Consider the following 12,523-nt stretch of genomic DNA (forward strand, 5'->3'; position numbering starts at 1 on the left):
GGCGCGGGATTTACACATGAGTGATTTGCAGATCGGGCTGATTGCCCTGGGCGTCTTGCTGATACTGCTGGTGCTGGGCTTCAATTGGTGGCAAGACCGCCGCGTCCGCCGCAAGATGCAAAGCCATTTCCCCACCTCCGAGCAGGATCCCCTGCTGGGCGCGGGAGCCGGTGCGGCCGCGGGCGCTGCTGCCGCGGGCGGCGCGTCCGCACGGCGCGAGCCCGGCATGGGCGATGCCCCCAAGGCACACCCCGAGCAACCCAAGCCGGTCGATCCGGGCAGCGATGCCGACGACGCCGAAGAACCCGATCCCGCCTGCGAAGTGGTCATCGAGATCAACTTCGCCGAGCCGGTGCGCGGCGCCGACCTGCTGCCCTATATGCAAAGCTTGCGCCACGTGGGCCGCAAGCCCATGCGCGTGTTCGCCGAAACCGACCAGCGCCGCCACCGCGCGCGCGTGCATGCTGGCGAATCGTATGCGTCCATGCAACTGGCCGTGCTGCTGGCCAACCGCAGCGGCCCCCTGACCGCTATCGAATGGTCGCAGGCCTGGGCCCGCGCCCAGGACATGGCCGAACGCTTTGACGCCCTGATCGAAGGCCCCGACCAACAAGCCGTGCTGGAACAGGCCGCCCGCCTGGATGACACCTGCGCCGCGCTGGACACCCAGGTTGGCCTGACGCTGCTGCTGGGCGCCGCCCAACCGGCCGCCGAAGTCCTGAGCGTCGCTCGCGACGCCGGCTTCGTGGCCGACGGCAACCGCCTGGCCTGGCCGGCCGAGAACGGCGTGGCCCGCTTCACGCTGGCACGCGCCGATGGCGCCGCCTTCGACGCCGGCATGGGCGGCATCGAACGCCTGTACCTGCTGCTGGACGTGCCGTGCAGCCCGGCGGACAGCCGCGCCTTCGGCCGCATGGTCGACGTGGGCCGCGAACTGGCTGCCCGGTTGCGCGCCGACCTGGTCGACGACCAGGGCAAGCCCTTGGCCGACGGCTCTGAAACGGTCATCGACGAACGCCTGCAAGTGCTGTTCGGCCAGCTCGAACAAGCCGGCTTGCCGGCCGGCAGCGAGCGCGCTCAACGGGTGTTTGCGTAATGAGCAAGGCCGGAAGTACCCCTGCGGCGGAAACCGCGGCGCGCCTGCGCGCGGAAATCGAACAGCACAACGTCCGCTATTACGTCTACGACGATCCGTCGATCTCGGATGCCGACTACGACCGCCTGATGCGCGAGCTGCAGGACCTGGAAGCCGCGCATCCTGAACTGGTGTCGCCGGAATCGCCCACGCAGCGCGTGGGGGCGGCGCCGGTGTCGGCCTTCGGCAGCGTGCGCCATGCCGTGCCCATGCTGTCGCTGGGCAACGCTTTCGACGAAGAAGACGTGACGGCATTCGACCGCCGGGTCACCGACACCCTGCGCGGCGCCGGCCTGCTGGGCCCGGCAGCGCAGACCGAATACTTCTGTGAGCTCAAACTCGACGGCCTGGCGATCAGCCTGCGCTACGAGGACGGCCGCCTGGTGCAGGCCGCCACCCGCGGCGATGGCCAGACGGGCGAAGACGTCACCTCCAACATCCGCACCATCAAGGCGATTCCGCTGCAATTGACCGGCCCCGCGCCCCGGGTGCTGGAAGTGCGCGGCGAAGTCCTGATGAACCGCGCCGACTTCGAAAAACTCAACGCGGCCCAGGCCAAGCGCGACGAAAAAGTCTTCGTCAATCCGCGCAATGCGGCCGCCGGCAGCCTGCGGCAGCTGGATCCGCGCATCACCGCCAAGCGGCCGCTGCGCTTTTTTGCGTATGGCTGGGGTGAAGTCCAGGGCCTGCCCGGCGGGCAGAACGGCCTGTTCGACGAGGCCCCGGCGGGCGCCGCCGAAGCCTCGCCGCTGCCCGAGAAGTCGCACGGCGCCATGCTGGACTGGCTGGCCTCGCTGGGCCTGCCCGTCAACGTCAAGCACAACCTGCGCGCCACTGGCGCCGAAGGGCTGATGGCGTTCTACGCCAAGGTCGGCGCGCTGCGCGCCTCGTTGCCCTACGACATCGACGGCGTGGTCTACAAGGTCGATTCGCTGCCGGCGCAGAAACTGCTGGGTTTCGTGGCGCGCGCGCCGCGCTTTGCCCTGGCGCACAAGTTTCCCGCCGAAGAAGCCACCACCACGCTGCTGGACATTGAAGTGCAGGTGGGCCGCACGGGCGCCATCACCCCCGTCGCCCGGCTCAAACCGGTGTTCGTGGGCGGCGTGACGGTCACCAATGCCACCCTGCACAACGAAGACGAAATCCGCCGCAAAGACGTGCGCATCGGCGACACGGTCATCGTGCGGCGTGCGGGCGACGTGATTCCCGAGGTCGTGGGTGCCGTGCTCGACAAGCGGCCCGATGACGCGCGCGAATTCGTCATGCCCAAGGCATGCCCGGTCTGCGGCTCTGCGATCGAGCGCCTGGAAGACGAAACCATCGCCCGCTGCACGGGCGGCCTGTTCTGCGCCGCCCAGCGCAAGCAGACGCTGTGGCACGCGGCCAGCCGCAAGGCGCTGGACATCGAAGGCCTGGGCGAAAAGCTGGTCGAGCAGCTGGTGGACAGCGGCCGGGTCAAATCCCTGGCCGACCTGTTCAGCCTGCGCCCGCTTGAACTGGTGGGCCTGGACCGCATGGGCCAGAAGTCGGCCGACAACCTGGTCGAGGCCATCGACAAGGCGCGGGCCCCGGCGCTGGGGCGGCTGCTGTTCGCCCTGGGCATCCGTCACGTGGGCGAAACCACCGCGCGCGACGTGGCCCGCCATTTCGGCAGCATCGAGGCCATCATGGACGCGGACGAAGACGCGCTGTCGTCCGTGCCCGACGTGGGGCCGGTCGTGGCGGGCTCCATCCGCCGCTTCTTTGCCGAGCAGCACAACCGCGACGTCATCGACCAGCTGAAGGCGCAAGGTGTGCAGCCGGTGGCCGAGGCCGTGCCCGAAGACACCACCCTGGCCGGCAAGACCTTCGTCCTGACGGGCACGTTGCCCAACTGGACGCGCGAAGAAGCCTCGATGCGCATCCAGGCGGCCGGCGGCAAGGTCAGCGGCTCGGTCTCCAAGAAGACCGCCTACCTGGTGGCCGGCGAAGACGCCGGCAGCAAGCTCACCAAGGCCCAGGAACTGGGCGTGACGGTGCTGGACGAAGACGAACTGAAGGCGTTGCTGGGCGTGTCCTAGGCGTCACACGACGTACCGCCGGGAATAAATAGCCAATAGCCCGCATAAAAAAAACTGCCCGCAGATGCGGGCAGTTTTTTTGGGAAAGCGGCAGGCTTACTGAATCTTGGCCTTTTCGCGCAGTTCCTTCTGGTAGTCGGCCAGGGTTTGCTGGCGCAGCATTTCTTCCAGTTGCGGACGGACCTGATCCAGCGGCGGGAATTCGACCGGACGGGTGTCGTCGACCATGATGATGTGCCAGCCGAATTGGGTCTGGACCGGCTTGTCGACCAGTTGGCCCTTCTTGAGCTGGGTCACGGCTTGCGCGAACGGCTGGACGTAGTTGGTCGGGGGAGCCCAACCCAGATCGCCACCCTTTTCGGCGCTGCCGGGGTCTTTCGAGTTCTTCTTGGCCAGGTCGTCGAACTTGCCCTTGTTGCTCTTCAACTGGGCCAGCAGGTCGTTGGCGGTCTTTTCGTCTTCGACCAGGATGTGACGGACCTTGTATTCCATCTTGCCGGCCTGTTCTTTCTTGATCTTGTCGTATTCGGCCGTGACCTTGGCATCCGACACCGGGTGCTTGGCCAGGTAGTCGGCCATCAGGGCGCGAACCAGGATGCCTTGGCGGGCCAGTTCGATTTCGGTCTGGACGTCGGCCTGCTTGGCGATGCCGGTGGATTCAGCGGCTTGCACGAAGACCTGGCGGTTGATCATTTCCTGCTTGACCTGTTCGCGCAGCTGGGGCGAATCGGTCGCGCCTTGGCTGACCAGCAGCTTGACGAATTGATCCAGGCTCTTTTGCGGAATGGCCTTGCCATTGACGGTAGCCACGTTCTGAGCAAAAGCAGGCACAGCGATGACGCAGGCGGCTGCCAGCATGACGATGCGTTTCATGAATATCCTTTTACTAACTATTTGGGAGCCTGGGCGTCTAGCGCAAGCGCATGAATCGGATAGGGGATCAAATCTTGCAAATGATGATACACCAGCCGATGCCGCGCCACGGCGGAGAGCCCCGCAAAACAGGACGCTACGATGTGCACACGGTAATGGCCGGCGCCGTTTTTACTGCCTTCGTGGCCGGCATGCAAATGGGAGTCGTCCTGGATGTCCAGGGAAATCGGTTCCAGGACGGCAAGGCGCTCCCGGATCAGGGTCATGCGATCGGTGGTTTCTGACATGGCGTCAATCGTAAAGTTCCGGCGCGCCGGGCGCGCCATGGAGGAAGGGCGGCGGGCCGGGCAACGGGGCCCGGCCGGACGGCCTCAGGGCTTGGGCGGCGTGCTGGAGCCCGGCGCGGCGTTGTCGTCGGTCTGGATGTGCTTGCCCAGCCAGAGCGACTGGCCGATGACGAAGACGATCATCAGGCCCATCAGGCCGAAGGCCTTGAAGCTGACCCACTGCGATTCGGTGAAGTGCCCCGAAAACGCCACATACAGGTTGATGGCGCCCGCCACCAGGAAAAAGCCGGCCCACACCAGGTTGAGCTTTTCCCAGGCGGCATCCGGCAGCTGGATCTGCTTTTCCATCAGGCGGCGGATCAGGTTGCGGCCGAACAGCAGGCGGGCAAAGACCAAGGCGCCGCCGAACAGCCAATACAGCACCGTGGGCTTCCATTTGATGAAGACGTCGCTGTGAAGCCAGATGGTGGCGCCGCCGAACACCAGGATGACCGTGAGGTTGATCCAGTGCATGGCTTCGGTGGCGCGGCCGGTGGCCTTGAGCCAGACGATCTGCAGCACCGCTGCCGCCATGGCTACGCCGGTCGCGATGAAGATGTCCGTGAACCGGTAGGCCAGGAAAAACAGGAACAGCGGAAAGAGGTCGAACAGGAACTTCTTCATTCAGTCTTCTATGGGTTCGAACGTCATCGACAGGGAATTGATGCAGTAGCGCAGGCCGGTGGGCTCGGGGCCGTCGGGAAAGACGTGGCCCAGGTGCGAATCACAGACGTTGCAGAGCACTTCCGTGCGCACCATGCCGTGGCTGGTGTCGCGCACTTCGCGCACCAGTTCCGGATCCAGCGCCTGGAAATAACTGGGCCAGCCGCAACCCGCGTCGAATTTGGTGTCGGACGCGAACAGCGCGGTGCCACAGCCCACGCAGCGGTAGATGCCCGGGGTGAAGGTATTCCAGTAGCGCCCGGTGAATGCGCGTTCGGTACCCTTTTCACGGGTGACGACGTATTCTTCCGGGGACAGCTGGGCCCGCCATTCGGCGTCGGTTTTGCGTACTTTGTCCATATCAGCTCTTGGAGTCCCGATGCCCGAAATGGTTCGGGCATAATCCCGCCCCATGTTAATCGAGTTTGACCAGGCGATTGTATCGACGCCCCAGGCGGACGTGTTGCGCGGGGTGAGCCTTCGGCTTGCCGGCCGCCGGGTCGGCATCGTCGGTCCGAACGGCGCCGGCAAGAGCACGCTGGCACGGCTGGTCAACGGCCTGGTGCTGCCCACCTCGGGCAGCGTGCGGGTCGGCGGGCTGGACACCCGGCAGGACCTGAAGGCCGTGCGCCGGCAGGTCGGTTTCGTGTTCCAGAACCCCGAAAACCAGATTGTCTTTCCCATCGTGCGCGAAGACCTGGCGTTCGGCCTGAAACACCTGGAACCCGACCGCGGCCAGCGCGAAACCCGTATCGAGGCCCAACTGGCCGCCCTGGGCGTGGCGCACCTGGCGGACCGCACCAGCCACACCCTGTCGGGCGGCGAGCGCCAACTGGTGGCCCTGGCGGCCGTGTTGGTCATGCGGCCGGCGCTGGTGGTGTTCGACGAACCCACCACCCAGCTGGACCTGCGCAACCGCAACCGGGTGCGCGACGCCATTGCCGCCTTGCCGCAGGACGCCATCGTGGTCAGCCACGACCTGGACCTGCTGGAAGACTTCGAGCGCGTGGTGGTCGTGCAGGACGGCGCCATTGCCGCCGACGACACCCCCGCGGCGGCGCTGCGCTGGTACCGGAACCACTGCGCGTGATCGAACCTTTATATATACCGGGCGACTCGCCGCTGCACCGGCTGCCCGCATGGCTCAAGCTGCTGGCGCTGGCCGCGGCGGGGGCGGGCCTGTTCTTGCTGCGCGATCCGCGCGGGCTGGCGCTGGCCTGCCTGGTGGCGGCGCTGCTGTTGCGCCTGGCCGGGGCTACCGTGGCGGGCGTCTGGCGCCAGGTGCGCGGGCTGGTCTGGGTGCTGCTGGCCGTGGCCTTGTTCACGGGCTTTTTCCAGGGCTGGCAGGAGGCGCTGGCGGTGGTGCTGCGCATTGCAGCGATGGTGGGCCTGGCCCTGGCCGTCACGCTGTCGACCCGTACGTCGGACCTGATCGCCGTGTGCGAGCGTGTGCTGATGCCGCTGCAGCGCATCGGGCTGGTCGATGCCGGCAAGGTCGCGTTGGCGCTGGCCCTGGCCTTGCGCTTCGTGCCCGAGATATGGCGCAATTTCCATGAAATCCGCGAGGCGCAGGCGGCGCGCGGGCTGGGCGCCAACCCGGTCGCGCTGATCGTGCCCCTGGTGGTGCTGACCCTGAAGCGGGCCCAGGAAGTGGCCGAAGCCATCGACGCCCGCAGTCTCTGAACTTCCGTCTTGATAGAAAAGGCACTGCCATGAAATCCAACAATACTGTGCTGGTGGCCCTGTTCGCCGCGCTGATCGTCGTGATGAGCCTGATCCCGCCGGTGCCGCTGCCGGGCATTCCCGTGCCGATCACCTTGCAGACCCTGGGGGCCATGCTGGCCGGCGCGATGCTGGGGCCGGGCCGCGGCGCCCTGGCCTGCCTCTTGTATCTGGTGCTGGCGGCCATCGGACTGCCGGTGCTGCCGGGCGGGCGGGGCGGCATGGGCGCGTTCTTCGGGCCCACGGGCGGCTTCCTGGTCGGCCTGGTGGCAGGCGCCTGGGTCACCGGCTTGCTGGCGCGCCGCCTGGCGGGTCGGGCCGAACGCTTCTGGCCGGCCTTGGCCGGCTATGCCGTCGCCTGCGTCGTGGGCGGCATCGTGGTGGTCTATGCGTTCGGTGTGCCGTGGCTGGCGACGGTCACCAAGATGGGGTTGGCCAAGGCCGCGATGGCCGTGGCGGTGTTCATACCCGGCGACCTGATCAAGGCGGCGCTGGCCGCATGGGTCGCAGCAAGGGTCGAGCGGGTGTGGCCGATGCTGGGGCGTTGAACGCCGCGTCGGGGTGCGCCGCACAAGGGAATCCCCCAACTGACGCCCGCGGGGCTTTCAAGTACAAGTTCGCCATTAACGAATGCGTTTGCTGAACTAGGTTTCCGTAGCACATCAGGGATTTACCGTAGTTGCGCGAAGTCATTTGATACTCTTTTAACCCTATAATATTTTTTTCTGTATAACTTTAACTAGGCTCGCTTCCGCCTCGACCGGGGCAACAAAAGAGCCACCACAGGAGACAAAACATGCGCAAGCACTTCGGCTTGTCCGCGGCCGCCGCCGCCGTTGCCCTGACCCTGCCGCTGCTGGCCAGCGCCCAGGTCAAGGTGGGTGTCACGGTGTCCAGCACCGGCCCCGCCGCCTCGCTGGGTATCCCCGAGCGCAACACCGTGGCGCTGCTGCCCAAGGAAGTGGCCGGCCAGAAGATCGAATGGATCGTCCTGGACGACGCGACCGACACGACGCAAGCCGTCAAGAACTCGCGCAAACTGGCTTCCGACGACAAGGTCGACGTGCTGATCGGCACCTCGGTCACGCCGGGCTCGCTGGCCATGGTGGACGTGGCCGCCGAAGCCAAGGTGCCGATGATCAGCGTGGCCGCCAGCGCCAAGATCGTCGAACCCGTGGACGACAAGCGCCGCTGGGTCTTCAAGACCCCGCAGAACGACGCCCTGATGGCCGGCGCACTGGCTGACGCGATGTCCAAGTCCAAGGTCAAGACGCTGGGCTTCATCGGCTTTGCCGACGCCTACGGCGACGGCTGGCTGGACGTGATGCAAAAGGCCGCCAAGGCCAAGGGCATTGAAATCGTCGCCATCGAAAAATACAGCCGCACCGACACCAGCGTGACGGGCCAGGTGCTCAAGCTGGTCGGCGCCAAGCCCGACGCCATCCTGATCGCCGGCGCCGGCACCCCGTCGGCCCTGCCGCAAAAGGAACTGAAGGCCCGCAACTACGGCGGCACCATCTACCAGACCCACGGCGCCGCCAACAACGACGTGCTGCGCGTCTGCGGCAAGGATTGCGACGGCATGTACCTGCCGGCCGGCCCGCTGCTGGTCGCGGCCCAGCTGCCTGACAGCAACCCGGTCAAGAAGTCGGCCCTGGCCTACGTCGAAACCTACGAAAAGGCCAACGGCGCCGGTTCGACCAACACCTTCGGCGGCCATATGTGGGATGCCGGCCAACTGGTCGTGGCGGCCTTGCCCGTCGCCCTGAAGTCCGGCGCCAAGCCGGGCACGCCGGAGTTCCGCGCCGCCATGCGCGACGCCCTGGAAAACGTCAAGGACCTGGCCGCCTCGCAAGGCGTGTTCAACATGTCGCCCACCGACCACGCCGGCTTTGACGAGCGTTCGCGCGTCATCGTCAAGGTCGAAGGCGGCAAGTGGGTCTACCAACCCGGCCTGTAATCCCCGCGGATTGCCTATCCACGGGCATCCGCCTGGATGTCCGAGCAATGCTTCGCACCGGCCTCTCCGGCCGGTGCGTCGTATCAAGTGTCCCGGGCGCGGCCGGAGCACCAAGAACTAAATAGGTTGTTAGATGGATTCCTCAATTGCGCTGATCCTGCTGCAAGACGGTGTCGTCAACGGCGCCATCTATGCCCTCCTGGGCATGGCTCTGGTGCTGGTATTCGCCGTTACGCGCGTCATTTTCATTCCCCAGGGCGAGTTCGTGGCGTTCGGCGCCCTGACCCTGGCGATGCTGGTGGACGGCAAGGTGCCCGGCACCGCCTATCTGCTGCCGCTGCTGGGCGTGGTCTGCCTGGTGCTTGAACTGCTGCGCGCGCTGCGCACCCGCAACGCGGCCGGATTGGTCCGCGCGGTGCTGACCTGTGTCGTCCTGCCGCTTGCGCTGCTGTGGCTGACCGTCACCTATACCGCCCCCGGCAATTCGCTGTGGCTGAACATGCTGCTGACGCTGCTGCTCGTCATTCCGATGGGCCCGATGGTCTACCGCATCGTCTACCAGCCGCTGGCCGAAGCCACGGTCCTGGTGCTGCTGATCGTGTCCGTCGCGGTGCACTTCGCGCTGACCGGCCTGGCGCTGGTGTTCTTCGGCGCCGAAGGCTGGCGCACGCCGGCGTTCGTGAGCGGCCAGGTCGACCTGGGCTTCATGACGTGGTCGGCGCAAAGCCTGTTCGTGGTCGCGACCTGCGCGCTCTTGATCATTGCGCTGTGGCTGTTCTTCGGCAAGACGCTGTACGGCCGCGCGCTGCGCGCCACGGCGGTCAACCGCCGCGGCGCCCGCCTGGTGGGCATCAGCACCACCATGTCCGGCAGCCTGACGTTCACGCTGGCGGTGGCCATCGGCGCCATGTCCGGCATGCTGATCGCGCCCATCACCACCGTCTACTACGACACGGGCTTCCTGATCGGCCTGAAGGGCTTTGTCGGCGCCATCATCGGCGGCCTGGCCAGCTACCCCGTGGCGGCCGCCGGCTCGCTGCTGGTGGGCGTGCTGGAATCGTTCTCGTCCTTCTGGGCCAGCGCCTACAAGGAAGTGATCGTCTTCACCTTGATTATCCCGGTTCTGGTCTGGCGTTCGTTCAGCACCCATCACGTGGACGAAGAGGAATAAACGTCATGAACCGCATTTTGCTTGCCGTTTTCATCGTGGTCCTGGCCGGCCTGCCGCTGCTGCCGGCCACGCCCGAATTCTGGGTGACGCAGCTGAACTACATCGGCCTGGCCAGCCTGGTCGTGCTGGGCCTGGTGCTGCTGACCGGCGTGGGCGGCCTGACCTCGTTCGGCCAGGCCGCGTTCGTCGGCCTGGGCGCGTACACCACCGCCTACCTGACCACCCAATACGACGTGTCGCCCTGGCTGGCGCTGCCCGCCGGCCTGATCCTGACCGCCGTGGTGGCCTACCTGCTGGGCGCGATCACGTTGCGCCTGTCGGGCCACTACCTGCCGCTGGGCACCATTGCCTGGGGCCTGTCCCTGTTCTTCCTGTTCGGCAACCTGGATGCGCTGGGCAAGCATGACGGCATCGCCGGCATCGAGCCCATCAGCCTCTTCGGCATGTCGCTGGCCAGTGGCCGCCACATCTATTACCTGATCTGGGTGTTCGTGCTGCTGGCGCTGTGGGCGACCCGCAACCTGCTGAACTCGCGTCCGGGCCGGGCCATCCGCGCGCTCAAGAGCGGCGCAGGCATGGCCGAGTCGATGGGCGTGAACACTGCCGCATACAAGGTCGTGATCTTCGTCTGGGCTGCCTTGCTGGCGTGCGTGTCGGGTTGGCTCTATGCGCACATGCAGCGCGCGGTCAGCCCCAGCCCGTTCGGCATCAACTACGGCATCGAATACCTGTTCATGGCGGTGGTCGGCGGCGCGGGCTACGTCTGGGGCGCCTTGCTCGGTTCCAGCGTCATCCTGGTGCTCAAAGACCAGTTGCAGAACCTCCTGCCCAAGCTGCTGGACACCAATGCCAACTTCGAGATGATCGTCTTTGGCGTGCTGCTGATCCTGATGCTGCAATACGCCCGCAACGGCCTGTGGCCGATCCTGGCGGGCTGGTGGGGCAGCCTGACCGGCACCGACGGCTCGCGCCGCAACCTGGCGCCGCCCGCGCCGGCGCCGGCCCTGCCGCTGCGTCCGCGGCCGCAGGCGGGGCAGGTGGTGCTGGAAGTGGATGCCATCCGCAAGGAATTCGGCGGCCTGGTCGCCGTCAACGACATCACCTTCAAGGTTCGCTCGGGCGAGATCATGGGGCTGATCGGCCCCAACGGCGCCGGCAAGAGCACGACCTTCAACCTGATCAGCGGCGTGCTGCCGGTGACGCGCGGCAAGGTCACGTTCATGGGCGAGCGCATCGACAACCGCTCGGCCCGCGAGATCGCCAAGCTGGGCGTGGGCCGCACCTTCCAGCACGTGCAACTGCTGCCGGGCATGACGGTGCTGGAAAACGTGGCGCTGGGCGCGCACCTGCGTTCCGACGTGGGCGTCTGGGCCGGCGCGCTGCATGCCGACCGCGCCCGCGAAGCGCAACTGCTGCACGAGGCCGCCGAGCAGATCAAGCGCGTCGGCCTGGGCGAATACCTGTATGAGCAGGCGGGCAACCTGGCGCTGGGCCAGCAACGCATCCTGGAAATCGCGCGGGCCCTGGCCAGCGACCCGGTGCTGCTGTTGCTGGACGAGCCGGCCGCCGGCCTGCGCTACAAGGAAAAGCAAGACCTGGCCCGCGTGCTGGAACAGCTGCGCGCCGAGGGCATGAGCATTCTGCTGGTGGAACACGACATGGATTTTGTGATGCGCCTGACCAACCACCTGGTGGTGATGGATTTCGGCACCAAGCTGGCCGAAGGCGTGCCGGCCGAGGTGCAACAGAACCCGGCGGTGCTGGAAGCCTACCTGGGCGGCATCGACGACGATCTGCCCGAAGCCGACCAGGCCAAGCCCGTCACCGCAGGAGGCGTGCAATGACCGCGTCCAAACCCGTACTTGAAGTCAGCAACCTGTCGGCCCGCTACGGCAAGGTCGGCGCGCTGGCCGGCGCCACCCTGACCGTGCCGGCAGGCAGCATCGTCACCGTCATCGGCGCCAACGGCGCCGGCAAGTCCACCATGCTGAATGCCGTGATGGGGTCCTTGCCCCAGACCGGCCATGCGGCCGGCACCGTGCAATACGCCGGCACCGATGTGTCCGGCTGGCAGGTCGAGCGTCGCGTGGCCGCCGGCATGTCGCTGGTGCCCGAGCGGCGCGAGCTGTTCGGCACCATGTCGGTCGAAGACAACCTGCTGCTGGGTGGCTTTCGCCGTTACCGGGCGCGCGAAAGCGGCTGGCGCGACACGCTGAACGAGGTCTTCGACCTGTTTCCGCGGCTGCGCGAACGCCGTGCCCAGCAGGCCGGCACGCTGTCGGGCGGTGAACGCCAGATGCTGGCGGTGGGGCGTGCGCTGATGGCCAAGCCCACCTTGCTGATGCTGGACGAGCCCAGCCTGGGGCTCGCGCCGCGCATCGTGCGCGAGATCTTCCACATCATCGCGCGCCTGCGCGAAACCGGCGTGGCGATTCTGCTGGTCGAACAGAACGCCCGCGCGGCCTTGCAGGTGGCCGACTACGGCTACGTGCTGGAAACCGGCGAGGTCATCCTGCACGGCCCGGCGCGCGAGCTGGCCGGCGACCCCAAGGTCATCGAAAGCTACCTGGGCCTGGGCAAGGCCGCCGAGCAAGAAGCGGCTTGAAGGGGGGC

General features: G+C 66.6%; 13 protein-coding genes. 9 read left to right on the forward strand and 4 right to left on the reverse strand.

The features are described from left to right. Positions 1 to 16 precede the first annotated feature (16 nt). The gene (locus HV798_RS01175; protein ID WP_175190992.1) at positions 17 to 1,096 is read left to right on the forward strand and encodes a cell division protein ZipA C-terminal FtsZ-binding domain-containing protein; all 1,080 of its coding nucleotides are present in this window, start codon (positions 17 to 19) and stop codon (positions 1,094 to 1,096) included. Continuing rightward, positions 1,096 to 3,195: an NAD-dependent DNA ligase LigA gene (ligA, locus tag HV798_RS01180; RefSeq protein WP_175190993.1), complete on the forward strand. Its 2,100-nt coding sequence runs from the start codon at positions 1,096 to 1,098 to the stop codon at positions 3,193 to 3,195. The genes HV798_RS01175 and ligA overlap by 1 nt, the downstream gene beginning before the upstream one ends. A gap of 96 nt (positions 3,196 to 3,291) precedes the next feature. Here ligA and HV798_RS01185 read toward each other — a convergent pair whose 3' ends face one another. The 4 genes from HV798_RS01185 to msrB all read right to left on the reverse strand — a co-directional run bounded on the left by HV798_RS01185 (position 3,292) and on the right by msrB (position 5,417). Then, positions 3,292 to 4,068, reverse strand: a complete 777-nt coding sequence (locus HV798_RS01185) for a peptidylprolyl isomerase (RefSeq protein WP_025137083.1) — start codon at positions 4,066 to 4,068, stop codon at positions 3,292 to 3,294. Positions 4,069 to 4,085: 17 nt separating this feature from the next. Continuing rightward, positions 4,086 to 4,355, reverse strand: a complete 270-nt coding sequence (locus HV798_RS01190; RefSeq protein ID WP_175190994.1) for a BolA family protein — start codon at positions 4,353 to 4,355, stop codon at positions 4,086 to 4,088. A gap of 84 nt (positions 4,356 to 4,439) precedes the next feature. Next, positions 4,440 to 5,018 (reverse strand): septation protein A, encoded by a 579-nt coding sequence (locus HV798_RS01195; protein ID WP_025137085.1) that lies wholly within the window; start codon positions 5,016 to 5,018, stop codon positions 4,440 to 4,442. Further along, on the reverse strand, positions 5,019 to 5,417 hold the full coding sequence (msrB, locus tag HV798_RS01200) for a peptide-methionine (R)-S-oxide reductase MsrB (RefSeq protein WP_175190995.1): 399 nt from the start codon (positions 5,415 to 5,417) through the stop codon (positions 5,019 to 5,021). It abuts the gene before it with no gap. 52 nt (positions 5,418 to 5,469) lie between these two features. Between msrB and HV798_RS01205 the strand changes: the two genes are divergently transcribed. From HV798_RS01205 to HV798_RS01235, 7 genes are all read left to right on the forward strand, one after another. After that, complete coding sequence (locus HV798_RS01205) at positions 5,470 to 6,147, forward strand: energy-coupling factor ABC transporter ATP-binding protein (RefSeq protein ID WP_175190996.1); 678 nt, start codon at positions 5,470 to 5,472, stop codon at positions 6,145 to 6,147. Then, positions 6,144 to 6,740, forward strand: coding sequence for an energy-coupling factor transporter transmembrane component T (locus HV798_RS01210; protein ID WP_175190997.1), 597 nt, complete (start codon positions 6,144 to 6,146; stop codon positions 6,738 to 6,740). Before HV798_RS01205 ends, HV798_RS01210 begins: the two co-directional genes overlap by 4 nt. A gap of 29 nt (positions 6,741 to 6,769) precedes the next feature. After that, complete coding sequence (locus HV798_RS01215) at positions 6,770 to 7,327, forward strand: biotin transporter BioY (protein ID WP_175190998.1); 558 nt, start codon at positions 6,770 to 6,772, stop codon at positions 7,325 to 7,327. Positions 7,328 to 7,575: 248 nt separating this feature from the next. Further along, a complete protein-coding gene (locus HV798_RS01220) occupies positions 7,576 to 8,739 on the forward strand; it encodes an ABC transporter substrate-binding protein (RefSeq protein WP_175190999.1) in 1,164 nt (387 codons plus the stop codon). A gap of 133 nt (positions 8,740 to 8,872) precedes the next feature. Then, entirely contained in the window at positions 8,873 to 9,910 is a 1,038-nt protein-coding gene (locus HV798_RS01225) for a branched-chain amino acid ABC transporter permease (protein ID WP_025137091.1), read from the forward strand. A 5-nt stretch (positions 9,911 to 9,915) separates the two neighbouring features. Continuing rightward, the gene (locus tag HV798_RS01230; protein ID WP_175191000.1) at positions 9,916 to 11,754 is read left to right on the forward strand and encodes a branched-chain amino acid ABC transporter ATP-binding protein/permease; all 1,839 of its coding nucleotides are present in this window, start codon (positions 9,916 to 9,918) and stop codon (positions 11,752 to 11,754) included. Beyond that, positions 11,751 to 12,515, forward strand: a complete 765-nt coding sequence (locus tag HV798_RS01235) for an ABC transporter ATP-binding protein (RefSeq protein ID WP_025137093.1) — start codon at positions 11,751 to 11,753, stop codon at positions 12,513 to 12,515. Before HV798_RS01230 ends, HV798_RS01235 begins: the two co-directional genes overlap by 4 nt. Positions 12,516 to 12,523: the final 8 nt, after the last annotated feature.

Origin of the sequence: Achromobacter deleyi, assembly GCF_902859705.1 — a bacterium.
In the GTDB taxonomy this organism is placed as follows: domain Bacteria; phylum Pseudomonadota; class Gammaproteobacteria; order Burkholderiales; family Burkholderiaceae_B; genus Achromobacter; species Achromobacter deleyi.

What these genes read in the sequence shown, in the direction of transcription:
- HV798_RS01225 (WP_025137091.1), top strand. Translation starts at nt 8,873, where the DNA reads ATGGATTCCTCAATTGCGCTGATCCTGCTGCAAGACGGTGTCGTCAAC.
- HV798_RS01220 (WP_175190999.1), top strand. Translation starts at nt 7,576, where the DNA reads ATGCGCAAGCACTTCGGCTTGTCCGCGGCCGCCGCCGCCGTTGCCCTG.
- HV798_RS01190 (WP_175190994.1), bottom strand. Translation starts at nt 4,355, where the DNA reads ATGTCAGAAACCACCGATCGCATGACCCTGATCCGGGAGCGCCTTGCC.
- HV798_RS01235 (WP_025137093.1), top strand. Translation starts at nt 11,751, where the DNA reads ATGACCGCGTCCAAACCCGTACTTGAAGTCAGCAACCTGTCGGCCCGC.
- HV798_RS01185 (WP_025137083.1), bottom strand. Translation starts at nt 4,068, where the DNA reads ATGAAACGCATCGTCATGCTGGCAGCCGCCTGCGTCATCGCTGTGCCT.
- HV798_RS01175 (WP_175190992.1), top strand. Translation starts at nt 17, where the DNA reads ATGAGTGATTTGCAGATCGGGCTGATTGCCCTGGGCGTCTTGCTGATA.
- HV798_RS01195 (WP_025137085.1), bottom strand. Translation starts at nt 5,018, where the DNA reads ATGAAGAAGTTCCTGTTCGACCTCTTTCCGCTGTTCCTGTTTTTCCTG.
- HV798_RS01205 (WP_175190996.1), top strand. Translation starts at nt 5,470, where the DNA reads ATGTTAATCGAGTTTGACCAGGCGATTGTATCGACGCCCCAGGCGGAC.
- ligA (WP_175190993.1), top strand. Translation starts at nt 1,096, where the DNA reads ATGAGCAAGGCCGGAAGTACCCCTGCGGCGGAAACCGCGGCGCGCCTG.
- msrB (WP_175190995.1), bottom strand. Translation starts at nt 5,417, where the DNA reads ATGGACAAAGTACGCAAAACCGACGCCGAATGGCGGGCCCAGCTGTCC.
- HV798_RS01215 (WP_175190998.1), top strand. Translation starts at nt 6,770, where the DNA reads ATGAAATCCAACAATACTGTGCTGGTGGCCCTGTTCGCCGCGCTGATC.
- HV798_RS01230 (WP_175191000.1), top strand. Translation starts at nt 9,916, where the DNA reads ATGAACCGCATTTTGCTTGCCGTTTTCATCGTGGTCCTGGCCGGCCTG.